The 22,391-nt window shown below is 64.7% G+C and carries 21 protein-coding genes and 3 tRNA genes; 12 read left to right on the top strand and 12 right to left on the bottom strand.

All coding sequences use genetic code 11. From position 1 onward, the window contains the following. Positions 1-10: 10 nt before the first annotated feature. From PNI01S_RS02025 to PNI01S_RS02035, 3 genes are all read right to left on the bottom strand, one after another. Positions 11-86: transfer RNA gene (locus tag PNI01S_RS02025), tRNA-Gly, on the bottom strand. Positions 87-171: 85 nt separating this feature from the next. After that, positions 172-247 (bottom strand) — tRNA-Gly (locus PNI01S_RS02030). Between the two features lie 2 nt (positions 248-249). Further along, positions 250-325, bottom strand: a tRNA-Glu gene (locus PNI01S_RS02035). A gap of 215 nt (positions 326-540) precedes the next feature. On the opposite strand from PNI01S_RS02035, the gene PNI01S_RS02040 reads away from it, so the two are divergent. Together PNI01S_RS02040 and PNI01S_RS02045 are read left to right on the top strand one after the other, a co-directional pair. Then, positions 541-1,311 (top strand): hypothetical protein, encoded by a 771-nt coding sequence (locus PNI01S_RS02040; RefSeq protein ID WP_024766963.1) that lies wholly within the window; start codon positions 541-543, stop codon positions 1,309-1,311. A 48-nt stretch (positions 1,312-1,359) separates the two neighbouring features. Continuing rightward, positions 1,360-2,022, top strand: a complete 663-nt coding sequence (locus PNI01S_RS02045) for a glutathione S-transferase family protein (protein WP_084357337.1) — start codon at positions 1,360-1,362, stop codon at positions 2,020-2,022. A 56-nt stretch (positions 2,023-2,078) separates the two neighbouring features. Here the strand turns inward: PNI01S_RS02045 and msrC are convergent, their stop codons facing one another. Continuing rightward, entirely contained in the window at positions 2,079-2,561 is a 483-nt protein-coding gene (gene msrC / locus PNI01S_RS02050; RefSeq protein WP_084357338.1) for a free L-methionine (R)-S-oxide reductase MsrC, read from the bottom strand. Beyond that, entirely contained in the window at positions 2,558-3,454 is an 897-nt protein-coding gene (locus tag PNI01S_RS02055) for an ATP-binding protein (protein WP_084357593.1), read from the bottom strand. Before PNI01S_RS02055 ends, msrC begins: the two co-directional genes overlap by 4 nt. A gap of 93 nt (positions 3,455-3,547) precedes the next feature. Here PNI01S_RS02055 and PNI01S_RS02060 point away from each other — a divergent pair, with 93 nt between their 5' ends. Beyond that, on the top strand, positions 3,548-5,914 hold the full coding sequence (locus tag PNI01S_RS02060) for an ATP-binding protein (RefSeq protein WP_084357339.1): 2,367 nt from the start codon (positions 3,548-3,550) through the stop codon (positions 5,912-5,914). A gap of 1 nt (position 5,915) precedes the next feature. On the opposite strand, the gene PNI01S_RS02065 is transcribed toward PNI01S_RS02060, so the two are convergent. The 3 genes from PNI01S_RS02065 to msrB all read right to left on the bottom strand — a co-directional run bounded on the left by PNI01S_RS02065 (position 5,916) and on the right by msrB (position 7,485). Further along, positions 5,916-6,386 carry a MarR family winged helix-turn-helix transcriptional regulator gene (locus PNI01S_RS02065; protein ID WP_037014219.1) on the bottom strand — a complete coding sequence of 157 codons (471 nt, stop codon included), beginning with the start codon at positions 6,384-6,386 and terminating at the stop codon, positions 5,916-5,918. Next, a complete protein-coding gene (locus PNI01S_RS02070; protein WP_084357340.1) occupies positions 6,386-6,868 on the bottom strand; it encodes a glutathione peroxidase in 483 nt (160 codons plus the stop codon). Before PNI01S_RS02070 ends, PNI01S_RS02065 begins: the two co-directional genes overlap by 1 nt. A 221-nt stretch (positions 6,869-7,089) precedes the next feature. Beyond that, positions 7,090-7,485, bottom strand: a complete 396-nt coding sequence (gene msrB, locus PNI01S_RS02075; protein WP_037014221.1) for a peptide-methionine (R)-S-oxide reductase MsrB — start codon at positions 7,483-7,485, stop codon at positions 7,090-7,092. Between the two features lie 291 nt (positions 7,486-7,776). Here msrB and PNI01S_RS02080 point away from each other — a divergent pair, with 291 nt between their 5' ends. From PNI01S_RS02080 to htpX, 3 genes are all read left to right on the top strand, one after another. Then, complete coding sequence (locus PNI01S_RS02080) at positions 7,777-8,988, top strand: pyridoxal phosphate-dependent aminotransferase (protein WP_024766955.1); 1,212 nt, start codon at positions 7,777-7,779, stop codon at positions 8,986-8,988. Between the two features lie 18 nt (positions 8,989-9,006). Further along, on the top strand, positions 9,007-9,447 hold the full coding sequence (locus PNI01S_RS02085; RefSeq protein WP_037014223.1) for a hypothetical protein: 441 nt from the start codon (positions 9,007-9,009) through the stop codon (positions 9,445-9,447). A gap of 170 nt (positions 9,448-9,617) precedes the next feature. Continuing rightward, on the top strand, positions 9,618-10,493 hold the full coding sequence (htpX, locus tag PNI01S_RS02090; RefSeq protein WP_024766954.1) for a protease HtpX: 876 nt from the start codon (positions 9,618-9,620) through the stop codon (positions 10,491-10,493). A gap of 56 nt (positions 10,494-10,549) precedes the next feature. Here htpX and PNI01S_RS02095 read toward each other — a convergent pair whose 3' ends face one another. Continuing rightward, positions 10,550-11,206: a thiopurine S-methyltransferase gene (locus PNI01S_RS02095; protein WP_084357341.1), complete on the bottom strand. Its 657-nt coding sequence runs from the start codon at positions 11,204-11,206 to the stop codon at positions 10,550-10,552. A gap of 11 nt (positions 11,207-11,217) precedes the next feature. Further along, on the bottom strand, positions 11,218-11,388 hold the full coding sequence (locus PNI01S_RS28430; RefSeq protein WP_157837676.1) for a hypothetical protein: 171 nt from the start codon (positions 11,386-11,388) through the stop codon (positions 11,218-11,220). 274 nt (positions 11,389-11,662) lie between these two features. On the opposite strand from PNI01S_RS28430, the gene PNI01S_RS02105 reads away from it, so the two are divergent. After that, positions 11,663-12,433, top strand: a complete 771-nt coding sequence (locus tag PNI01S_RS02105) for a DODA-type extradiol aromatic ring-opening family dioxygenase (protein ID WP_054909675.1) — start codon at positions 11,663-11,665, stop codon at positions 12,431-12,433. A 163-nt stretch (positions 12,434-12,596) separates the two neighbouring features. Here PNI01S_RS02105 and PNI01S_RS02110 read toward each other — a convergent pair whose 3' ends face one another. Then, positions 12,597-14,297 (bottom strand): DEAD/DEAH box helicase, encoded by a 1,701-nt coding sequence (locus tag PNI01S_RS02110; protein ID WP_024766950.1) that lies wholly within the window; start codon positions 14,295-14,297, stop codon positions 12,597-12,599. A gap of 338 nt (positions 14,298-14,635) precedes the next feature. Between PNI01S_RS02110 and PNI01S_RS02115 the strand changes: the two genes are divergently transcribed. From PNI01S_RS02115 to PNI01S_RS02125, 3 genes are all read left to right on the top strand, one after another. Beyond that, positions 14,636-15,427 (top strand): crotonase/enoyl-CoA hydratase family protein, encoded by a 792-nt coding sequence (locus PNI01S_RS02115; protein WP_084357342.1) that lies wholly within the window; start codon positions 14,636-14,638, stop codon positions 15,425-15,427. A gap of 257 nt (positions 15,428-15,684) precedes the next feature. After that, on the top strand, positions 15,685-17,202 hold the full coding sequence (locus PNI01S_RS02120) for a collagen-like triple helix repeat-containing protein (RefSeq protein ID WP_084357343.1): 1,518 nt from the start codon (positions 15,685-15,687) through the stop codon (positions 17,200-17,202). A gap of 87 nt (positions 17,203-17,289) precedes the next feature. Then, complete coding sequence (locus PNI01S_RS02125; protein WP_024764546.1) at positions 17,290-18,957, top strand: ShlB/FhaC/HecB family hemolysin secretion/activation protein; 1,668 nt, start codon at positions 17,290-17,292, stop codon at positions 18,955-18,957. A gap of 19 nt (positions 18,958-18,976) precedes the next feature. On the opposite strand, the gene PNI01S_RS02130 is transcribed toward PNI01S_RS02125, so the two are convergent. Next, positions 18,977-19,738: a spermidine synthase gene (locus PNI01S_RS02130; protein WP_037007103.1), complete on the bottom strand. Its 762-nt coding sequence runs from the start codon at positions 19,736-19,738 to the stop codon at positions 18,977-18,979. A gap of 410 nt (positions 19,739-20,148) precedes the next feature. Here PNI01S_RS02130 and PNI01S_RS02135 point away from each other — a divergent pair, with 410 nt between their 5' ends. Together PNI01S_RS02135 and loiP are read left to right on the top strand one after the other, a co-directional pair. Beyond that, complete coding sequence (locus PNI01S_RS02135; protein ID WP_024764544.1) at positions 20,149-21,495, top strand: class II 3-deoxy-7-phosphoheptulonate synthase; 1,347 nt, start codon at positions 20,149-20,151, stop codon at positions 21,493-21,495. Between the two features lie 130 nt (positions 21,496-21,625). Further along, complete coding sequence (gene loiP, locus PNI01S_RS02140; RefSeq protein ID WP_024764543.1) at positions 21,626-22,387, top strand: metalloprotease LoiP; 762 nt, start codon at positions 21,626-21,628, stop codon at positions 22,385-22,387. Positions 22,388-22,391: the final 4 nt, after the last annotated feature.

Here is a 22,391-nt window from a genome sequence, read left to right on the forward strand (position 1 = left end):
CGTTCCGATTTGGAGCGGGAAACGAGACTCGAACTCGCGACCCCGACCTTGGCAAGGTCGTGCTCTACCAACTGAGCTATTCCCGCATCAACTTGTTGCAACCTTCAGCTTTCGCCGAAGGGTAACGCCATTTCATCTTTCGGTCACTGCCAGAGGCAATGATCGAGAATCTGGAGCGGGAAACGAGACTCGAACTCGCGACCCCGACCTTGGCAAGGTCGTGCTCTACCAACTGAGCTATTCCCGCAATGGCGTCCCCTAGGGGACTCGAACCCCTGTTACCGCCGTGAAAGGGCGGTGTCCTAGGCCACTAGACGAAGGGGACGCGGCCCGGAACTTAACATCTTTCCGACTTCGTCGCTGCGGCAAATTCTGCGTTTCGCGTCGAAGTGGCGCGCATTCTAGGGAGGCTTTGAAGGGTCGTCAACCCTTCAGAGAAATTATTTTTAAATCAAAGACTTCTGGGTAAAAACCGAGCTGCCGCTATCAGCAGTATCACTAAGACATTACACTCGCGGAAAACATCCGGAGCACTCCACGGTGTCGCCAATCGTCATTACGGTCCTGGTTCTCGTCGGTATCGCCCTGCTGGTCGCTATCGGCTACATCAACCATCTGGTGGAAAACCGCAAGCTGGAGCAGGCGCGCCTGAAGGCCGATCTGGCCGACCGCTGCCGGCGCTGCGCCGATGTTTCCGAATCCCTGCCCGGCCAATTCATGTCGCCGGCACTGAAGCTGCTGCTCAGCGGCTTCGAACTGAGCCTCAGCGAACGCCTGCTGGCCGTCGACAAGCAGAACGCTGCGCTCAGGCAGCGAATTGAAGAGCTGCGCGGCCTGGTGGCCAAGGGCGAGTCCATTCCGGTCAAGAATGCGCCACAACCGATCCTCACCGAGGCCAAGGCCAAGGACGTGCGCTTCCTCTTCGAAGCGCTGCATGCCCAGCTTACCCGCTGCGCCCAGGACAACATGCTGCCTCGGGTGGAAGCGCAGAAATGGGTGAAGGAAATCCGCCACCTGCTCACCCTCCTCCATATAGAGTTCTTCGGCAACCTCGGCCAGCAGGCGCTCCAGCAGGGCCAACCGCGGCAGGCACGCCTGGCCTTCGAGCGCGGCGCACAGTACCTGCAGAAGCAACCGGAGATCGGCCGCTACCAGGCGCAGCTCAAGCAGATGGAAGCCCAGCTGGCCCACGCCAACGCTCTGGTACTGGAAACCTCCCAGCCCGCCGTGGATGAACAGAGCGAACTCGGCGACGGCCTCAAGGCGCTGGACGAAGACGATATCTGGAAGAAGAAGAACCTTTACGACTGATCCGTCGTCGAATCACCAACCCGGCCACCTTCGCCCCAGGAGCCTTGCATGAGCCTCGTCGTCTTCGGCGCCCCACTGTCCCCCTTCGTTCGCAAAGTCCGCCTGTTCGCGGCCGAGAAAGGCTTCGATTACCAACTGGAGAACATCAACCCGTTCAACCAGCCGGACTGGTACCGCGAACTCAACCCGCTGCGTCGCGTACCGGCGATCCGCGATGGTGACTTCACCCTCGCCGACTCCAGCGTCATCTGCCATTACCTGGAAGACCGTGACCCGCAGCGCGACCCGCTGTGCGGCACAGGCGCCGAGTCCCGCGCACGGATCAACTGGCTGGAGAAGTACGCCGACTACGAGCTGGCGCCGCTGACCACCTTCACCGTGTTCCGCAACCGCCTGCTCAAGCCGCTGATGGGCAAGGTCTGCGATGAAGTGGCGGTCAAAGGCGCCATGCAGGAGAAGCTCCCCGAACACTTCGACTACCTGGAGAAGTGCCTGGGCCAGCAGCAATGGTTCGTCGACGACCGTTTCAGCCTCGCCGACATCGCCATCGCCTGCCAGTTGGTAAACCTGCGCCACGGCGAGGAAGAACTGGACGCCCAACGCTGGCCGAAGCTGGCAGCGCATTTCGAGCGTACCCTGGCCCGCCCTGCCCTCGCCGAAATCGTCCAGGGCGAGCTGCAGATCATCGCCAAGATCATGGCCAAGCGCTGATCTTCCTGCATGAACGAAAAAGCCCCGCCTAGGCGGGGCTTTTTCATGGGCGCGGATCAGCAGTCGGAGAGGCGCAGGAAAATCTCCACCAGGCGTTCGATACCTGCCTGGTCCTCCTCACTGAATCGGCCAACCTTCGGGCTGTCCAGATCCAGCACGCCGATCAGGCGGCCGTCCTTCACCAGCGGCACCACCAGCTCGCTGTTGGAGGCGCTGTCACAGGCGATGTGGCCGGGGAATGCGTGCACATCTTCGACACGCTGGGTCTCCCGGGTGCGCGCCGCGGCGCCACACACGCCCTTGCTGAAGGGAATGCGCGCGCAGGCGACCTTGCCCTGGAACGGGCCGAGCACCAGCTCTTCATTGCGGTTCAGGTAGAAGCCGGCCCAGTTCAGGTCCGCCAACTCGTTGAACAGGAACGCGGAAAACTGCGAGGCGTTGGCGATGAAATCGCGCTCGTCGGCAAACAGCGACTCCGCCTGGGCGGCCAGCAGCGCGTAGCCGCCAAGGCCGGCACCGGCCTGTTGCAGATCGATCATGGGGTCTCTCCTTCCAGCAATTGTCTGCCCACCCAGTAGCGGGCGAATTGATAGGCACAGCGGCCATTACGGTTGCCGCGCCCGAGCGCCCAGCGGATGGCTTCCTTCTCCAGCGCCTCGTCCCAGGTCCAGGCAGCGAGCCCGGACTTCTGCGCGAGCACCTCGACCCAGTGACGCACCACGCTGAGGAAGTGCTCCTGGGTGAAGGGATAGAAGGACAGCCACAGGCCGAAACGGTCGGACAGGGCGATCTTGTCTTCGACGGCTTCGTTGGGGTGCAACTCGCCATCGACCATCTTCCAGTTCTCGTTGTCGCTCTGCTTCTCCGAGACCAGATGGCGACGGTTGGACGTGGCGTAGAGCAGCAGGTTGTCCGGCGCCTGCTCCAGCGAGCCGTCGAGCACGCTCTTGAGGACGCGGAAATCGCCTTCGCCGGCGTCGAACGAGAGGTCGTCGCAGAACAGCACGAAGCGCTGCGGCAGCCCCTGGATCTGCTCGACCACGCGCGGCAGGTCGGCGAGGTGGTCGCGCTCGATCTCGATCAGGCGCAGTCCTTCGCCGGCCAGCTCCGCCAGCAGCGCGCGGACCAGCGAGGACTTGCCGGTGCCTCGGGCGCCCCACAGCAACGCATGGTTGGCCGGTTGGCCCGCAACGAACTGCCGGGTGTTGCGCGCCAGTTGCTCGCGCTGCCGGTCGACGCCCAGCAGGTCGTCCAGGCGCAGGTCGAGGCTGACCTTGAGCGGTTGCAGGTAACCGCTGCGGCCGTCGCGATGCCAGCGCGCCGCCAGGCTGTGCTGCCAGTCCAGCGTTTCGCGGACGGCGGGCAGCAAAGGCTCCAGGCGCACCATCAGCGCTTCGGCGCGGGCGAGAAAATCGTTCAGACGAGAATCCACGCGGGTCTCCATATTCTTCGACGCGGCTCTACGGGTTGAGAACCGGGAATTTCTTCGCCTTCGGGCTATCCCGACAGACGGTTCCGATGGGCTATGCTACGCCGCAGGAAAGCTTCTGCGAGGCGACGCTCCGCAACCATGGATATTGCGCTCACTCATCGCCTCTCGTTCAAGCAGGCCAGCCTGACGGTGCTGGTGGCGTTCATCCTGGGCACCTTGCTGAGCCTCATCCAGGTAGGCGTCGATTATGCCAGCCAGGACGCCTCCATCAACCGCGAAGTGCGCGCCCTGCTGGACGTCAGCCACAACCCCGCCGCCCGCATCGCCTACAACATCGACGCCGAACTGGCCCAGGAACTGGTCGTGGGACTGCTGCGCTCGCCTGCGGTGATCCGCGCCGAGATCATCGATAACGCCGGCGTGCCCCTGGCCAGCGCCGACCGACCACCGGCGGAAAGCCACCTGCGAGGCCTGAGCGATTTCCTCTTCGGCCAGCAGCGCACCTACGAGGAACCGCTGTTCGTCGAGCATGCCCCAGCAGAATCGCTCGGCGTGCTGCGCCTGGAGATCGACACCTTCGTCTTCGGCAACGACTTCCTGCGCCGCGCCGGGATGACCTTCATTTCCGGCTTCATCCGCAGCCTGATGCTCTCACTGATCCTGCTGGTGCTCTTCTACGCGCTGCTGACCAAGCCCCTGGTGAGCCTGATCGAAGCCCTGTCCCGCCACGACCCGCGCTCGCCCTCCCGCCTGCGACTGCCCTGCCCGCGAGGCCATGAGCGCGACGAGATCGGTGTGCTGGTGGAGGTCACCAATCGCCAGCTCAACCGCATCTCGGTGGAGATGGAACAGCGCCGCGAGGCGGAGGACCGCCTGACCCAGTATCTGGAAGAACTGGAAAGCATCGTCGCCGCGCGCACCGCCGAATTGAAGGCAGCCAACGCGCGCCTGACCCTGTCCAACCAGGAACTGGAGCAGGCCCGGCAGAACGCCCTGGCCATGGCCCAGGCACGTGGCAGCTTCCTGGCCAACATGAGCCACGAGATCCGCACGCCGCTCAACGGCCTGCTGGGCATGCTCGGCCTGGCGCTGGACGGCCCGCTCACCGCCGAGCAGCGCCAGCAGCTGTCCATCGCCCATGATTCGGGCAAGGTGCTGGTGGACCTGCTCAACGACGTACTCGACCTCTCCAAGTTCGAGGCCGGCCAACTGGAGCTGGAGCAGATCCCCTTCGACCTCGGTACCCTCGTGGAAGACACCGCCAGCCTGCTGTCGCAGAACGCCGGTCCCGCCGTGGAACTCACCTGTCTGATCAGCCCGCAGCTGCCGGCCCAGCTTTCCGGCGACCCGACCCGGGTGCGCCAGGTGATCAGCAACCTGCTGTCCAATGCCCTCAAGTTCACCCGCTTCGGCCGTGTGGATGTCCGCGTCGATCCTCTGGACCATGGCGTGCGCATCAGCGTCCGCGACACCGGCATCGGCGTGGCGCCCGAGGCCCTGCAGAAGATCTTCCAGCCCTTCACCCAGGCCGACGCCGGCATCGCCCGCCAGTATGGCGGCACCGGGCTGGGCCTGGCGCTGACGCGCAAGCTCTGTGAGGCCATGCAAGGCGAGCTGAGCGTCACCTCCGAACCGGGCCTGGGCAGCGAGTTCGCCGTCACCCTGCCCCTGACGACGCTGGAACCCGCACAACCGCTGGCGCAACTGAACGGCAAGCTGATCGTGCAGTGCGCCGCCAGCAGCGGGCTGGCCGCGCTGCTGCAGAGCTGGCTGCCGGCATGGGGCGTGGACTACCAGCGCCTGGACATCGACGCCAGCCTGGCCGGAGTGGAGCTGGACGCGCTGCTCTCGGATTGCCCGGACTGCCTGATCGGCCTGCGCCAGAACGTCACCAAGCCGGTGTTGCTGGTGACGGCCTATGGCAACTTCCTCGAGCCCGAGATGGCCCAGCGCCTGGCGCCCTTGCGGCAGCTGGCGCGCCCGCTGTCGCGCGCCGTGCTCTACCAGGCACTGAAACAGGCTTTCGAGCACCAGCCTCTACCCACGGCAAAAGCGCCGGGCACTGCGGCACTGGAGCAATTCTCCGCCCGCGTGCTGCTGGTGGAGGACAACCCGGTCAACCAACTGGTCGCGCGCGGGCTGTTGCAGAAACTGGGGTGCCAGGTGGGCATCGCCAACAATGGCGAGGAGGCGTTGCAGCAGCTCGCCAGCGCCGAATTCGACCTGGTGCTGATGGACTGCAACATGCCGGTGATGGACGGCTACCAAGCCACCCGCGAGATCCGCGAGAGCGGCCGCTGGCCGAGCCTGCCGGTGATCGCCCTGACCGCCAATGCCCTGCCGGACGAGCGCGAACGCTGTCGCGCCGCCGGCATGGACGATTACCTCGCCAAGCCTTTCCACCGCGACGAGCTGGCCGCCATCCTCGAACGCTGGGCCGGTCCCCGGTCGCGCGGCTGACTCAGGCGTCCAGCTGGGTCAATTGCCGCAGCAGGCCGTCCAACTGCTCGCGCAGGCCATCGGTGACGCTCAGGTCGATACCACTGCGACACAGCAGTTCCTCCCGCAGCGGCAGCACCTTCTCGCGCAATGCCGCCCCCTCCGCCGTCAGGCCCAGGTGCACCTCACGCTCGTCATGCTGCGCGCGACGGCGCTGCACCAGGCCCAATTGCTCCAGACGCTTGAGCAGCGGCGTAAGGGTGCCGGAGTCCAGCATCAACCGCTCGCCCAGGGCCTTCACCGAAGGCTGCTCCGGCGGCTCGGCCTGCCACTCCCAGAGCACCAGCATGGCCAGGTACTGCGGGTAGGTCAGGCCGAGCGCTTCTAGCATCGGCCGGTAGCCACGGATCACCGCGCGGGACACGGCGTACAGGCGGAAGCACAGCTGGTTGTCCAGCTGCAGTTCGGCCGGCAGGGATACAGCATCTTTCATCACAGCAGCGCTTCGATCTCGGCGGACAGTTGCTCGGGCTTGGTGGTCGGGGCAAAGCGCTTGATCACCTTGCCATCCTGGCCGATGAGGAACTTGGTGAAGTTCCACTTGATGCCCTGGCTGCCCAGCAGGCCCGGCGCGCGCTTCTTCAGTTGCACATAAAGCGGGTGGGCCTCGGCGCCGTTGACGTCGATCTTCTTGAACAGCGGGAAGCTCACGCCGAAATTCAACTCGCAGAACTGGGTGATTTCCCCTTCGTTACCGGGCTCCTGCTTGCCGAACTGGTTGCAGGGGAAACCGAGTACCACCAGGCCCCTGTCCTTGTACTGCCGCCAGAGCTTCTCCAGCCCCTTGTACTGCGGAGTGAAGCCGCACTGGCTGGCGGTATTCACCACCAGCAACGCCTTGCCGCCGAAATCGGCGAGGGTCTTCTGTTCGCCCTTGATGGTAGTCACGGGAATGTTCAGCAGTGCATCGCTCATCGGACATGGCTCCGGAAAAGTGGGAGATTGAAGAATAGTGATCAATTAAATTGTGTGCAATTCAATTGATCACTAATCACCCACTGAATGCCCCTTCATCACCCTGCAGGAGCGAGCTTGCTCGCGAACCCGTCCAGTTCGGTTGCCGCCGGAAAGTTCGTTCGCGAGCAAGCTCGCTCCTACAAAAAGCCAAAAGGCCCGCTCGGTGGCGGGCCTTGAGGTCACTCTTTAGGCACCAACTTCAACGACGCCGAATTGATGCAGTAGCGCAGCCCGGTCGGCCGCGGGCCGTCGGGGAAGACGTGGCCCAGGTGCGAATCGCACTTGCCGCAGCGTACTTCGATGCGGTGCATGCCATGGCTGAAGTCTTCCAACTCCTTGACCACCTCGCCATTGACCGGCTGGAAATAGCTCGGCCAGCCGCTGCCGGAGTCGTACTTGGCGTCGGAATCGAACAGCGCGGTGCCGCAGCACACGCAGTGGTAGATACCGGGTGTCTTGGTGTCGTGGTATTCGCCGGTGAAGGCGCGCTCGGTGCCGCCCAGACGGCAGACATGGAACTGCTCGTCGGTGAGTTCGTCACGCCAGGAATCCAGGGGCTTTTCCAGCTTTTCCATCGATCTGCCTCCATTAATGGAAAAAATGCCCGATGCCTCCTTTTCCGGGAATCGGGCCGCACGTATGATGCGCGTGGTTAACGTCAGGTTCAGAATCTGCCGCACAGAGACATTCTCGCGATAGAAAAGCCTTAAAAACTCTACTTTTTCGAGAAATCCACTGTTTTCCTGTCGATTTTCAGGGTCGATACCAGGGAAAAGCACTTCCGAACCCATCATTTGACGCCAGTCTGTCACCCGCGTTACAGCCTGCCAAGTCGCCGGCCGCGGACTATTTCGGAATCCCAGATCATGCAGGTCACCAAATCGAACAAGCTCGCCAACGTCTGCTACGACATTCGCGGGCCCGTGCTCAAGCACGCCAAACGCCTGGAAGAGGAAGGCCATCGCATCCTCAAGCTGAACATCGGCAACCCGGCGCCGTTCGGTTTCGAGGCGCCGGACGAAATCCTCCAGGACGTCATCCGCAACCTGCCCACCGCCCAGGGCTACAGCGACTCCAAGGGCCTGTTCAGCGCGCGCAAGGCAGTAATGCAGTACTACCAGCAGAAGCAGGTGGAAGGCGTCGGCATCGAGGACATCTACCTGGGCAACGGCGTATCCGAGCTGATCGTCATGGCCCTGCAGGCGCTGCTCAACAACGGTGACGAGGTGCTGATTCCGGCGCCCGACTATCCGCTGTGGACCGCCTCGGTCGCCCTCTCCGGCGGCAAGCCGGTGCATTACCTGTGCGACGAGCAGGCCGGCTGGTTCCCCGACGTCGCCGACATGAAGGCGAAGATCACCAGCAATACCAAGGCGCTGGTGCTGATCAACCCGAACAACCCCACCGGCGCGGTCTACTCGAAGGAAGTGCTGCTGGACATCGTCGAGCTGGCGCGCCAGCACAACCTGGTGATCTTCTCCGACGAGATCTACGACAAGATCCTCTACGACGAGGCCCAGCACATCTCCACCGCGTCGCTGGCGCCGGACGTGCTCTGCCTGACCTTCAACGGCCTGTCCAAGTCCTACCGCGTGGCGGGCTTCCGCTCCGGCTGGATCGCCATTTCAGGCCCCAAGCACAAGGCACAGAGCTATATCGAGGGCCTGGATATCCTCGCCAACATGCGCCTGTGCGCCAACGTGCCGAGCCAGCACGCCATCCAGACAGCGCTGGGCGGCTACCAGAGCATCAACGACCTGGTGCTGCCGGGCGGCCGCCTGCTGGAGCAGCGCAACCGCGCGTGGGAGCTGCTCAACGACATTCCCGGCGTCAGTTGCGTGAAGCCCATGGGCGCGCTCTACGCCTTCCCGCGCATCGACCCGAAGGTCTGCCCGATCCACAACGACGAGAAGTTCGTCCTCGACCTGCTGCTTTCCGAGAAGTTGCTCATCGTTCAGGGCACCGCCTTCAACTGGCCCTGGCCGGATCACTTCAGGGTCGTTACCCTGCCTCGACTCGATGACCTGGAACAGGCCATCGGACGTATCGGCAACTTCCTGAAAAGCTATCGCCAATAAATCATCGCCAGTGAACTGATGGATCTGCAGATCGACGACTTCTACAAGGACGCAGCCGGCGGCCTGCTGACGCTCTACCAGGCCTTCCCGCGCAAGATCGCCCTCTACGTCGAGGACCTGATCGGCCGGGAAGAGCCCGACGAATTCGGCCTGCCCAGCACCCGCCACCAGAGCTGTCTGGGCGCGCTGCTGTGGTTGGCCGAAGAAGGCTACCTGCGCTTCGAGGCAACCATTCGTTACGAAGCATTGGACCAGGCGGTGCTCAGCGAAAAAGCCTTCCTGCGCCTGACCCGCCTCGTCCCCCATGCCGTGCGCGACAACCAGGAACTGCCGCCCAGCGTGCGCCGCGACCAGGCCACGCTGGCCAACCAGCTGCGCGATGCACTGGCCAGCCGGCACGGGGAACGCATCGCCCGGCTGACCCGTCTACTCTTCGAGAGCGACCTGGGGCGCTCGTAGTACAGGCAGACGACACAAGTTGAAATAGTCCCCGAGTTGAATCACCTGGGGGCCATCCGTATATACCCCGCATACTATTCAGCGATCCCGAGCGCGTTGCGCCCGGCGATCCGGAAAGCCGCATTCCAAGGCGGCTTTCGCCCCGTCACCGTGAGGAGAAGCTTTACGCCATGATGCGCATCCTGTTGTTCCTGGCCACCAACCTGGCAGTTCTGGTGATCGCCAGCATCACCCTGAAATTGCTCGGCGTGGACCGATTCACCGGCCAGAATTACGGTAGCCTTCTGATTTTCTGTGCCGTCTTCGGCTTCGCCGGCTCCCTGGTTTCGCTGTTCATCTCCAAGTGGATGGCGAAGATGAGCACCGGCACCGAGATCATCAGCCAGCCGCGCACCCGTCATGAACAGTGGCTGCTGCAGACCGTGGAAGAGCTGTCCCGCGAAGCCGGCATCAAGATGCCGGAAGTGGGTATCTTCCCCGCCTACGAGGCCAACGCCTTTGCCACCGGCTGGAACCGCAACGACGCGCTGGTCGCGGTCAGCCAGGGCCTGCTGGAGCGCTTCTCGCCTGAGGAAGTGAAAGCCGTACTCGCCCACGAGATCGGCCACGTGGCCAACGGCGACATGGTCACCCTGGCGCTGATCCAGGGCGTGGTGAACACCTTCGTGATGTTCTTCGCGCGCATCTTCGGCAACTTCGTCGACAAGGCGATCCTGAAGAACGAAGACGGCCCGGGCATCGGCTACTTCGTTGCGACCATCTTCGCCGAGCTGGTCCTGGGCATCCTCGCCAGCATCATCGTCATGTGGTTCTCGCGCAAACGCGAATACCGCGCCGACGAAGCCGGCGCCCGCCTCGCCAGTACCGGCGCGATGATCGCCGCCCTGCAACGTCTGCGCGCCGAACAGGGTGTGCCGGTGCAGATGCCCGACTCGCTGCAGGCCTTCGGTATCAACGGCAACCTCAAGCATGGCCTCGCCGGCCTGTTCATGAGCCACCCGCCGCTGGAAGACCGCATCGAAGCCCTGCGCGCCGCCGGCCGCTAAGCTTCGACGCGACAAAAAAGGGCGACCCTCGGGTCGCCCTTTTTCATACCTGCGATTCAGCCCCGGCGCAGCGTGAACACCACTTCGTCCAGATGACCGACGCCACGCTTGAGAAACTTCGGGCTCTCCGCCAGCACATCGAGGCGCTCCACCTCCGTCACCTCCCAGTCTTCGGCGAAGAGCTCGTGCACTTCCGGCGCCAGCACGGCGAACGGCGGGCCGTCCATCTCGGCCTGAGGGTATTCCAGGGTCACCAGCAGCCCGCGTGAGCGAGACGGCAGGATGCGCTGCAGATGGGCCGCATAGTCAGCACGCAGGTCCGGCGGCAAGGCGATCAGCGCCGCGCGGTCGTACAGTGTGCTGCACCCCGCCACCTGTTCAGCGGTGACATCGAAGAAATCGCCCTGGAGAATCTCCAGGCGCTCGAAACTGTAGCGGCGCAGCGCGCCATCCTCGGTGACCTGCGGAGTGACACCCAGCTCGGTGAAGAAGTCGACGGCAGCGCGCTCGGCCAGTTCGACTCCCAGCACGTGATATCCCCACTGGGCCAGCCAGAGCATGTCCAGGCTCTTGCCGCAGAGCGGCACCAGCACCTGCGACTCCTCGGGCAACCCCAGGCCCGGCCAGTTGCGCTGCAGTCCGGGATTCACCGACTGCTGATGGAAACCGATTTCATTGCGCGCCCAGCGCGACTGCCAGAACTCATGCTGCATAGATCACCTGCTCAAACACTGCGCAAAGCGCGGGGCAACAGCCAGCGCCACCAGGCGCCGCGCCGCTCGCGCTGACTTTCTCCGGCCTCGAGAATCTTCAGCCGCACCTGATCACCGCGGACCCGCTGCACGCAGATTTCGGTGCCGTCCTCCAGACGGAGGCAGTCGCCGATCTCGAGCATCAGGACTTGTTCGCCTTGCTGCATAGCTGAATTCGCCATCTGTTTCGGAAATTTCCGCAAACTCTAACGCATAGTCCGACTGACATCCCCTCAAAGCGTCTTATGGCGGCTGGCTCCGCCACTCTGCAACCCAGTTGGCACTTTTGCAGCGAAGCAGGCTGCGGGAGATATCGCGTTAAACATCGACTATTACGATCATTAAAGTCAAAAACCTATACTGGATTTCGATCTTTGAGCGCGTGAACATAGAGGCATTCAAGTAGCGAGGTTCGCCATGCTCCCTGCCCTCTTCATCTCCCACGGCTCCCCCATGCTGGCTCTGGACCCCGGCGCCAGCGACGCCCCCCTGAAACGTCTGGCCCGCGAATTGCCGCGTCCCAAGGCCATCCTGGTGGTTTCCGCCCACTGGGAAACGCCCGACCTGCGCATCACCGCTTCGCCCATGCCGGACACCTGGCACGACTTCTACGGCTTTCCGCCCGAGCTCTACGCCGTGCAGTACCCGGCCGCCGGCTCGCCGGAGCTGGCACAGCGGGTCGCTGAGCTGCTGGCCGAGGCCGGCCTGCCTGCCACCCTCGACCCCGAACGCCCGCTGGACCACGGCGCCTGGGTGCCGCTGAGCCTGATGTACCCGGAAGCCGATATCCCCGTCGTGCAGTTGTCCCTGCCCAGCCGCCTCGGCGCCCCCATGCAGCACCGGGTCGGCGCTGCCCTGCGCAAACTGCGCGATGAAGGCATCCTGCTGATCGGCTCAGGCAGCATCACCCACAACCTGGGCGAACTGGACTGGCACGCAGGCCCCGAGGTGATCACCCCCTGGGCCAAGGCGTTCCGCGACTGGATGGTGGCGCGGCTGGAAGCCGACGACGAAGCCGCCTTGTTCGACTATCGCCGGCAGGCTCCCTACGCGGTACGCAACCACCCACGCGACGAGCACCTGCTGCCGCTGTACTTCGCCCGCGGCGCCGGCGGTTCGGCGATGACGGTGGAGCACGCCGGCTTCACGCTTGGCGCGCTGGGGATGGATATCTACCGCTTCGACTGACTGCTCTTTTGCAGGAGCGAGCTCGCTCGTGAACTTCTCGCTACAGCGTCGGAGTTGGGCGGTTCGCGAGCAAGCTCGCTCCTAAAGGGCATGCACCGGCCGATGCCGGAAACGAAAAAGCCCCGCCAAGGCGGGGCTTTTTCATACGCGGGAGACTGACGAATCAGTCTTCGCGATAACGACGCAGGCGCAGGGCCTTGCCGGCGACGCGGGTGTCCTTGAGCTTGGTCAGCAGACGCTCGAGGTTCTCTTCCGGCAGCTCGATCAGGCTGAAGGTCTCGCGGATCTGGATGCGGCCGATGGCCTCGCGGGACAGGCCACCCTCGTTGAGGATGGCGCCCAGCAGGTTCTTCGCCTGCACGCCATCACGGGCGCCCAGGGCAGTACGGCAGCGGGCCTTGCCTTCCGACGGCGGAGCCATGGTGCGACGCTCGCCACTGCGCTCCGGACGGTCGCCGCGCTCGGGGCGATCGCCACGTTCGCTGCGCTCGTAACGGTCACCGCTGCGCTCGCGCGGAGCGGCCGGGGTCAGCGGTTGTTCGCGACGGACCGATTCCAGGTCCAGCGCCTTGCCTTCGGTGAGCTTGGCCAGCAGCACGGCGGCCAGGGTGTCCATGTCGGTACCCAGGCGACGGCACAGCTCGTCGCGCACGGCGCCACGGTTGGCCACAGCGTTGGCCAGCAGCGGTTGCAGGCCGGTGGCCAGGCGATTCAGGCGGGCTTCCAGCACGGTCTCGGCGTCCGGCAGGCGAACTTCGCCGACCTTCTGCCCGGTCACACGCTCGATCACCTGCAGCATGCGGCGTTCGCGCGGGGTCACCAGCAGCAGGGCGCGGCCTTCGCGGCCGGCACGGCCGGTACGGCCGATACGGTGCACGTAGGATTCCGGATCGTAGGGCATGTCCACGTTCAGTACGTGGGTGATGCGCGCCACGTCCAGGCCGCGAGCAGCAACGTCGGTGGCGATGACGATGTCCAGCGAGCCATCCTTGAGGGACTCGATCACGCGCTCACGCTGCGCCTGCGGCATATCGCCGTTCAGCGCGGCGGCACGGTAGCCCTGGCGCTCGAGCAGCTCGGCGATATCCAGGGTGGCCTGCTTGGTGCGGACGAAGCCGATCAGGGCGTCGAACTGTTCGACTTCCAGCAGGCGCAGGATCGACGCCGGCTTCTGGTCGGCGTGGACCATCAGGTGCACCTGCTCGATGCGGGCGACGGTCTGGGTCTTGGCGGCGATGCGGACGTGCTTGGGTTCTTTCAGGTGGCGTTCGGCGATGCTGCGGATCGAAGCCGGCAGGGTCGCGGAGAACAGCACGCTCTGACGGCTGGACGGCATGGCTTCGAAGATCACTTCGAGGTCATCCATGAAGCCGAGCTTGAGCATTTCGTCCGCTTCGTCGAGCACCAGGCTCTTGACGGTGGACAGCAGATTTTCGTCGCGGCGCAGGTGGTCGCACAGGCGGCCCGGGGTGGCGACCACGACCTGGGCGCCCTGGCGCAGAGCCTTGAGCTGCGGGCCCATGGGGGCACCACCGTAGACGGCAATGACGCCGACGCCCGGCATCTGCTTGGAGTAGGTCTCGAAAGCGGTGGCAACCTGCAGGGCCAGTTCGCGGGTCGGAACCAGCACCAGCACCTGCGGGACACGGCGGCTGGGTTCGATCTGCGAAAGCAACGGCAGCGCGAACGCGGCAGTCTTGCCGGTACCGGTCTGGGCCTGGCCGATCATGTCGTGGCCTTCGAGGATCACCGGGATCGACTGGGCCTGGATCGGCGACGGCTCTTCATAACCGACAGCGGCAATGGCAGCGAGAACATTGGGGTGAAGACCGAGCGCGGCGAAGCCGGCGGTTTCCTGGGTCATGGGTTTTGCCTCTAAGTACATCCGCAAAGACCCAATAGCCGAGCTGCGCATGCCCTGTACGACGATGAAGTCACCCAGGCAGCTGGAAGCGGGGATTTGCGAAATGAAGATTGGAAGAATGCGTCAAGGAAGTCCGCACAGCGGACGCACAGCCCGAGCGTGAAAGCTGCGGAAAAATGCGGGATCCGAAACGAGGCCAGCGTTTGGCCGGCGCGTATCATACCGGAAAATCCTGACCGATGTGTTTCTTTTCGGAACAGGGCCGGCGAACGGTCGTCCCATAGACAACCCCGCCCCTGCCAGCTATACCGTGCAAGCCACCCGACCGGAGCCCGCCCATGACCGCCAGCAGCGAACCGCGCATCACTGTCGAACGCCATGACCACGTCCTGTTGCTGGGCCTGAACCGGGTCGGGAAGCGCAACGCCTTCGACCTGGAAATGCTCACCCAACTGGTGCTGGCCTTTGGCGAGTACGAGCGCGACGACGAGCTGCGCTGCGCACTGGTTTTCGCCCACGGCGACCATTTCACCGCCGGTCTGGACCTGGCCAGCATCGGCGAGACCTTCCGCACCGGCTGGAGCATGCCCGAAGGCTCCGCCGACCCCTGGGGCACCTTCGGTGGGCGGCGCCTGACCAAGCCTTTGCTGGTCGCAGCGCAGGGCTATTGCTTCACCCTGGGCATCGAATTGATGCTCGCCGCCGACATCAATCTCTGCGCCAGCAACGCGCGCTTCGCCCAACTCGAAGTACAGCGCGGCATTTTTCCCTTCGGCGGGGCCACTTTGCGCATGCACCAGGTGGCCGGCTGGGGCAATGCGATGCGCTGGCTGCTGACCGGCGACCCCTTCGATGCGCACGAGGCCTATCGCATAGGCCTCGTGCAGGAGGTCACCGCGCCGGAAGAGCTGCTGCCCCGCGCCCTCTGGCTGGCCCAGCGCGTTGCCGCCCAGGCACCGCTGGGCATCCGCGCAACCCTGGCATCGGCCCGGAGAAGCCTCGACGAGGGCGAGGAGGCAGCTGCAAGACTGCTGCCGGCCATGGCCAGCGAACTGCTCTCCACCGAGGACGCGAAAGAGGGTTTGAATGCCATGCTGGAGCGCCGCGACGGTCGATTTCTGGGCAAATGAACGCTCGCGGAAAAAGCAAAACGGAACCATCGTGCGAAAAGCGCTATATCCAAGGTATTAAAAACCCCTGACGGGCGGTCATAATCCTTTAGTTTTCACTTTAAAATCAGATAGTTAAAATTCACAAAACGACTATATACAAGTTCCAATTTCGCGCCTGAAAACAAACCTCTAGAACTGACTCCAGAGCAGCTCAGCGACGCGCCGGATACCGACCGGGAAGCCCGCTGACTGACGTTCTCATGGAGGAACTTCTCATGTCAGGCCCGATCCGTGTTTTCGCGCTTTCCCTTCTCGTCGTTGCCCTCTCCCTGCAAGGTTGCAGCAGCAAGGGCGGCAGCAGCCACCACTCTTCCGGCAGCAGTTCCGAACAACCCGCCGACAGCGGTTCCGGCGGCGATGGCTCCGGTGGCTCTGGCGGCACAGGCGGTACCGACGGCACTGGTGGCACTGGTGGCACCGACGGCACCGGAGGAACTGGCGGTACCGGTGGGACCGGAGGAACTGGCGGTGGCGGCACGGATGGCGGCGGGACCGATGGCGGCGGCACCACCACACCGCCGGCCAGCACCACCGGCAATATCCTGACTAACACTGGCCAGGCGGTCTCCAATGTCGGCGACACCGTCAGCACCGTGGGCGGCGTGGTGAAAACGGTTGACCTGCCGGTGCTGGGCAATGGCGTCACGCAGAATGCCGGCAGCCTGGTCCAGCAAGTCGGCGCAGGCGTGGACAGTGTCGGCACCGGCGTGACCAACGGCCTCGGCCAATTGGGCAACAACCCCAACGCAGTAGGCACTACCGTGGCTGGCGTAACCGGCCTGGTGAGCCATACCGGCGGCGCCGTGAGCAGCCTGGGTGACACCGTGGCGGCCATCGGTGATGCACCGGTGCTGGCAAACACCCCGCTCAACGGCCTGACCGGCCAGGTGGGCGGCCTGGTGGATGGTGTCGGCGGCAAGATCACCATGCTCGGCGACTCGCTCAGCGGCGCGGTCACCACCGGCCCGCTGAGCCAGTTGACCACCCAGCTCAGCGGTACCACCGCCGGCCTGGTCGGCAAAGTCGAAGGAACTACCCGCGGCGTCGGCGCCGCCACCGGACTGGGAACGCCGGTGAACAACCTGTTGACCACCGTCGGCGGTGTTGTGACCCAGACAGGCAACCAGGTCGCCAGCCAGAATCCGGCGCTGGCACCGGTCGGCGGAATCGTCAGCAATGCGGGTCAGGCAGTCAGTGCCGCCGGCGGCCTGGTCAACGGTAGCAACCCGGGCGGTGGTCTGCTCGGGGGTGTCACCGGCTCCCTGGGTGGAGCTACCGGTGGCAGCAATCCGGTGGGCGGCCTGGTCAGCGGTGTGACCGGTGCAGTCGGCGGCATCACCGGCTCCCTCGGCGGCGCTACCGGCGGCAGTAATCCGGTGGGTGGCCTGGTCGGCGGTGTGACTGGCGCGGTCGGCGGCATCACCGGCTCCCTCGGTGGCGCCTCTGGCGGCAGCAATCCGGTCGGGGGCCTGGTCAATGGCGTGGCCGGAACCGTCGGTGGCCTGACCAGCGGCCTCACCGGTGGTGGCGGCCTGGTCGCCGGCGCTGGCGTGGGCATCGGCAGCAATGCCCAGGGTTCAGGCGTGGCAGTCGGCGCTGGCGCCGGTACGACTGGCGGCACCAGCGGCCAGGGAGGCTTGCTGGGCAATACGCTGGGCGCCGTGGGTGGCGCGCTGGGTGGTGTGACCGGCGGACTGGGCGGTGGGTTGGCGATCGGTACGCCCAAGCAATAATCCGATTTACGCCCATACTGTAGTAACCAGGAGCCGCCCACGGCTCCTGGTCTTTTAATAAGAAGATCGGTCTCATGGAGGAGCCAGATGCGCAGACTCGCTGTCCTTCCCCTGTTGTTGGCTGCACCCTTCGCCTGGGCCGAGCGCCCGATACAGCTTCCCGGCTCAGATATCGAACAGACCCTTCCCCGCCCCAACCTCCCCGGCGGCGATATTCGCCCCAAGGCCCCCAAGGTCACAGCTCCGGAACCGTCGGCAACCCAGCCCGGACAGGTGCTCCAGCAGCGCATCCGCATCAAGCGCATCGAACTGGCCGGCGGCAAGCACTACCCCGTCGAGACCTGGAAGCCGCTGCTGGAACCACTGACCAAGCGCACCATCCAGGTCAGCGAGCTGGTGGCGGCGGCCAAGGCCATCACCCAGCGCTACCAGGATGACGGCTACTTCATCTCGTTCGCCTACGTGCCCAACCAGGACTTTGCCAGCGGCGTCGCGCGGATCGTACTGGTCGAGGGCCACATCAGCCAGGTTCGCGCTGCGGGCGACCTGGGCGTGCACCAGATGCGCGTGGACCGCTGGATCGAGAAGCTGAAAGCGGAAAAACCCCTGACCCGCGAAAGCTTCGAACGCTTCAGCGTGCTGATGAGCCGGGTGCCCGGCATGCAGATGGCCATGGCGCTCAACCCGCCCACCACCAGCGACGGTGGCGCCGTGTTGGAGCTGGCGGGCAAGCAGAAGCGCTTCGACACCGGCATGAACCTAGACTCGCGCCGTGGCGAGCAGCGCGGCCTGTTCAACGCCGAGGTGATGTCGATGCTCGGCTGGGGCGAGCAACTGCAGTTCAGCTACCTCTACCCGCCGGGCGACGACCACGAGTACTACCGCGCCTGGAACTACAGCCAGCTCCTGGGTGACAACGGCCTGCAACTGCTCGCCGGCTACAGCAAGTACAACTCCCGCCCCGGCGAGAACCTGCGCCTGGCCAGCGGCCTGGAGTTCGAGCGCAAGCGGCAGAACGAGCGGGTCAGCGCCGGACTGGGGATTCCGCTGGTGCTGCGCCGCGACCTGACCTGGGACCTCAACCTGAGCGGCTATACGGTGAACGACACCAGCCGTTACGACCTGGTCTACCCGGCCATCCCCTTCCGTATCGAGCAGAAGAGCAAGCTTCGCGTGGTGGGGATCGAAACCGTGGTCCAGCAATTCGCCGAGAAGCGCGTGCGGGCCGGCAGCGTGGCGGTTTACCAGGGCCTCAACGGCATGGGCGCGGAGACGCCGGATCCGATCAAGAAGAATTTCACCCGCCTGCTCGGCTACGGCGCCCAGCAGGACCAGTTCGGCTCCAACTGGCAGGGCGTGGTGACCGCCGCCTTCCAATGGAGCGACGACGTGCTGCCGGATTCCGAGCAGGTCACCTACGGCGGCGGAAACTTCGGCCGCGGCTACCCCGACGATCAGGCCACCGGCGACAAGGGCTGGGGCGCCGCCTATGAGGTGAACTATTCCTTCCTGCGGCAGAGTGTGGTGCTCAACCAGATCCAGCCCTACTTCGTCGTCGACACTGCGCGCACCCGCTATAACCAGGACGGTCTGAACGAAGGCAAGCTCGGCTCCGCGGCGCTGGGCGTGCGCTTCTCCGACCGCAAGCACTACCTGGTGTCGATGGAAGTGGCCAAGCCCTTCGGCGATCGGGCCCTGGACAACAACGAGCGCAGCCCGCGGCTGAACTTCGCCTTCAGCTATCAGATTCCCTGATGGCTATCCATGCAGAGAGTCACTGCGCCGGGCGCAGTGACTCGATGTAGGGGCGCAGCGAATAGCCCAGCTTCGGTTCAAGCTGGCCGACACGCTTCTTCAGGCCGCGCAGGTTCAGCTCCTGATCCAGTTCGGCGGGGACGAAGACGATCACGTTGCCTTCGGGCACCGGGCATTCCCAGTAATGCCGATTGAAGCGACCGCGCAGCAGCGCGGCACCCAGGGGTCGGCCGTCGTCGGTGCTCCACTGGTTGATCACCAGCCAGCCCCCCGGCCGCAGGCGTTCGCGACAGGCGCCGAGAAAGTCCCAGCCGATGTGCGCCGGCGCAGGTCCGGTATCGGTATAGAGATCGAGGAAGATCAGGTCGGCCGGCTCGCACCCGGCCAGCTCCTGCACGGCATCGCCGATGCGCAGGTTCAGGCGCTCATCGTCCGCCAGGCCGAGGTGCTCGCGGGCCAGGCGCGGAATGGAGGGACGCAGCTCGATGGCTTCCACTTCGTCCAGCGGCAGGTACTTCAGGCAGGCCTGGGTCAGGCTGCCGGCACCAAAACCGAGGAACAGCGCGCGGCGCGGGCGCGGATGGCACAGCGCACCGACCAGCATGGCGCGCGAGTAGTCGTACTCCAGCCAGCTCGGATCACCCGTCAGCACGCAGCTCTGCTCGACCTCGTCGCCGAACTCCAGGTAGCGGAAGGCACCGCTCTCCACAACACGGATCACGCCGAAGTCATCGCGCTCCTCGACGATCAGCAACTCTTCGCTCAACTGTTCCTCGCTCATCACCGGCTCCGGGAGGAAACTGCCATGGCAATGCGGCTCGCCGGATACGGCGAACGGCACGGATTGCCATTGAAATACAGGGGCTCGCGCACGCAATAATCCTTCGAATCAAGACGGCCACCCGCGACCGCCAGGTCGGCAAAGCCGCAAGAATAACAGCCCAAGAGGCACAACCGAGCATGCGCCAGCGTAGCGCCCTTCGCGAATCCGCCAACCGTCACTGTCTTTCGTCGGTATTCCTGCGTCAGCGCACACCTGTGCGCTGCGCGGGCGGCTGATCGCCCACCAGTGTTCCCCAGGACAAGGATGTCCCTTCTTTTCCAGCGCAAACCGCCACGGCGACCTCGCGCGAGCCATATGCCGAGCTGATACCATGGGCGGATACCGTCCATAGCCGCGAAGACCCGCCAATGAGCCTGCCCTGGAGCCCCGATAGCTGGAGAAGCAAACCGATCCAGCAACAGCCCGCCTACCCCGACGCGAACCGCGTGAGCGAGGTCGAGCGCACCCTCGCCAGCTTCCCGCCGCTGGTGTTCGCCGGCGAGGCCCGCGAGCTGCGCCGACAGTTCGCCGAGGTCACTGCTGGTCGCGCCTTCCTGCTGCAGGGCGGCGACTGTGCCGAGAGCTTCGCCGAGTTCTCCGCGGCGAAGATCCGCGACACCTTCAAGGTGCTGCTGCAGATGGCGGTGGTGATGACTTTCGCTGCCGGCTGCCCGGTGGTGAAGGTCGGCCGCATGGCCGGCCAGTTCGCCAAACCGCGCTCCTCCGGCGATGAAACCATCGGCGGCGTGACCTTGCCGGCTTACCGCGGCGATATCGTCAACGGCATCGGCTTCGATGAGAAAAGCCGCGTGCCGGACCCGGACCGGCTGCTGCAGGCCTACCATCAGTCCACGGCCTCGCTGAACCTGCTGCGCGCCTTCGCCAATGGTGGCTTTGCCGACCTGCACCAGGTGCACCAGTGGAACCTCGATTTCATCGCCAACTCGGCGCTGTCCGAGCGCTACCAGCAACTGGCCGACCGCATCGACGAAACCCTTGCCTTCATGCGCGCCTGCGGCCTGGATACCGCGCCGCAACTGCGCGAGACCAGCTTCTTCACCGCCCATGAAGCACTGCTGCTGAACTACGAGGAAGCCTTCATCCGCCGCGACAGCCTCACCGGCGGCTGGTACGACTGCTCCGCGCACATGCTGTGGATCGGCGACCGCACCCGCCAGCTCGACGGCGCCCATGTCGAAATGCTCCGCGGCGTCGGCAACCCCATCGGCGTGAAGGTCGGCCCGAGCATGGATAGCGAGGAGCTGATCCGCCTGATCGACATCCTCAACCCGGACAACGAGCCCGGCCGCCTCAACCTCATCGTGCGCATGGGTGCCGACAAGGTCGGCGACGGCCTGCCGCGCCTGATCCAGACCGTGCAGCGCGAGGGCAAGCAGGTGCTGTGGAGCTCCGACCCCATGCACGGCAACACCATCAAGGCCTCCAGCGGCTACAAGACCCGCGACTTTGCGCGCATCCTCGCCGAGGTCCGGCAATTCTTCGAAGTACACCGGGCCGAGGGCAGCTACGCCGGCGGCATCCATATCGAGATGACCGGGCAGAACGTCACCGAGTGCATCGGTGGTGCGCGGCCGATCACCGAGGCCGGCCTGAGCGATCGCTACCACACCCACTGCGACCCGCGCCTGAACGCGGACCAGTCGCTGGAGCTGGCCTTCCTCATCGCCGAAACCCTGAAGCAGGTCCGTCGCTGAACCGGACATGCGTCTCAGCAAACACCTGAGAGCTCTTCCCGCAATTGACGGGTACCAGGCGTCTACCTAGAGTGGCGCCCCGCGCGGCAGCCGCCGCGCCATGGAAACCGTCAACCAAGGAAGATTCCCGATGCAACTGCACCGCTCCCTCCTCGCCCTGCTGATCGGCGCCAGCGCCGCACTCTCCGGCTGCCAGAACATGAACACCGACAGCCTCGTGCAGTCGGGCATGATGGCCATGAAGGCCGCCACCCTCAGCGATGCTGAGATCAAGCAGGTCGCCGACGAAGCCTGTGCCAAGCAGGATGCCGAAGCCCAGATCGCCCCAGCCTCCAGCCCCTACGCGCAGCGCCTGGACAAGATAGCCGCCGCCCTGGGCAACCCGCTGACCGGTACCTCGATCAACTACAAGGTCTACCTCACCGAAGACGTCAACGCCTTCGCCATGGCCAATGGCTGCGTACGCGTCTACTCCGGCCTGATGGACCTGATGAACGACAACGAAGTGGAAGGCGTGCTCGGCCACGAGATCGGCCACGTCGCCCTCGGCCACGTGAAGAAGGCCACCCAGACTGCCTACGCAACCGCCGCCGCCCGCGGTGCCGTCGCAGCCTCGGGGAATGCCACCGTCGCCGCCCTGTCGCAATCGCAGTTGGGAGAAATCGGTGAAGCGCTGGTCAACGCGCAGTTCTCCCAGTCCCAGGAGTCGGCGGCCGACGATTACTCCTTCGACCTGCTGAAGAAGCGCGGCATCGACCTCAACGGCCTGGCCAGCGCCTTCGACAAGCTGGCCAGGCTCAGCGGCGGCCAGGAAAGCAGCATGTTCGACTCCCACCCCGGCTCGCAGCAGCGTGCGGACCACATCCGCAAACGCATCGCCAGCGGCAAGTGATCAC

The organism is Pseudomonas nitroreducens NBRC 12694 (genome assembly GCF_002091755.1).
GTDB lineage: Bacteria > Pseudomonadota > Gammaproteobacteria > Pseudomonadales > Pseudomonadaceae > Pseudomonas > Pseudomonas nitroreducens.

Bases quoted from the DNA above. Each gene is read 5' to 3' on its own strand.
- htpX (WP_024766954.1), top strand. From the start codon at position 9,618: ATGATGCGCATCCTGTTGTTCCTGGCCACCAACCTGGCAGTTCTGGTG.
- PNI01S_RS02135 (WP_024764544.1), top strand. From the start codon at position 20,149: ATGAGCCTGCCCTGGAGCCCCGATAGCTGGAGAAGCAAACCGATCCAG.
- PNI01S_RS28430 (WP_157837676.1), bottom strand. From the start codon at position 11,388: ATGCTCGAGATCGGCGACTGCCTCCGTCTGGAGGACGGCACCGAAATC.
- loiP (WP_024764543.1), top strand. From the start codon at position 21,626: ATGCAACTGCACCGCTCCCTCCTCGCCCTGCTGATCGGCGCCAGCGCC.
- PNI01S_RS02060 (WP_084357339.1), top strand. From the start codon at position 3,548: ATGCTACGCCGCAGGAAAGCTTCTGCGAGGCGACGCTCCGCAACCATG.
- PNI01S_RS02105 (WP_054909675.1), top strand. From the start codon at position 11,663: ATGCTCCCTGCCCTCTTCATCTCCCACGGCTCCCCCATGCTGGCTCTG.
- PNI01S_RS02085 (WP_037014223.1), top strand. From the start codon at position 9,007: ATGGATCTGCAGATCGACGACTTCTACAAGGACGCAGCCGGCGGCCTG.
- PNI01S_RS02130 (WP_037007103.1), bottom strand. From the start codon at position 19,738: ATGAGCGAGGAACAGTTGAGCGAAGAGTTGCTGATCGTCGAGGAGCGC.
- PNI01S_RS02095 (WP_084357341.1), bottom strand. From the start codon at position 11,206: ATGCAGCATGAGTTCTGGCAGTCGCGCTGGGCGCGCAATGAAATCGGT.
- PNI01S_RS02065 (WP_037014219.1), bottom strand. From the start codon at position 6,386: ATGAAAGATGCTGTATCCCTGCCGGCCGAACTGCAGCTGGACAACCAG.
- PNI01S_RS02115 (WP_084357342.1), top strand. From the start codon at position 14,636: ATGACCGCCAGCAGCGAACCGCGCATCACTGTCGAACGCCATGACCAC.
- PNI01S_RS02125 (WP_024764546.1), top strand. From the start codon at position 17,290: ATGCGCAGACTCGCTGTCCTTCCCCTGTTGTTGGCTGCACCCTTCGCC.
- msrB (WP_037014221.1), bottom strand. From the start codon at position 7,485: ATGGAAAAGCTGGAAAAGCCCCTGGATTCCTGGCGTGACGAACTCACC.
- PNI01S_RS02070 (WP_084357340.1), bottom strand. From the start codon at position 6,868: ATGAGCGATGCACTGCTGAACATTCCCGTGACTACCATCAAGGGCGAA.
- PNI01S_RS02045 (WP_084357337.1), top strand. From the start codon at position 1,360: ATGAGCCTCGTCGTCTTCGGCGCCCCACTGTCCCCCTTCGTTCGCAAA.
- PNI01S_RS02120 (WP_084357343.1), top strand. From the start codon at position 15,685: ATGTCAGGCCCGATCCGTGTTTTCGCGCTTTCCCTTCTCGTCGTTGCC.
- PNI01S_RS02080 (WP_024766955.1), top strand. From the start codon at position 7,777: ATGCAGGTCACCAAATCGAACAAGCTCGCCAACGTCTGCTACGACATT.
- msrC (WP_084357338.1), bottom strand. From the start codon at position 2,561: ATGATCGATCTGCAACAGGCCGGTGCCGGCCTTGGCGGCTACGCGCTG.
- PNI01S_RS02110 (WP_024766950.1), bottom strand. From the start codon at position 14,297: ATGACCCAGGAAACCGCCGGCTTCGCCGCGCTCGGTCTTCACCCCAAT.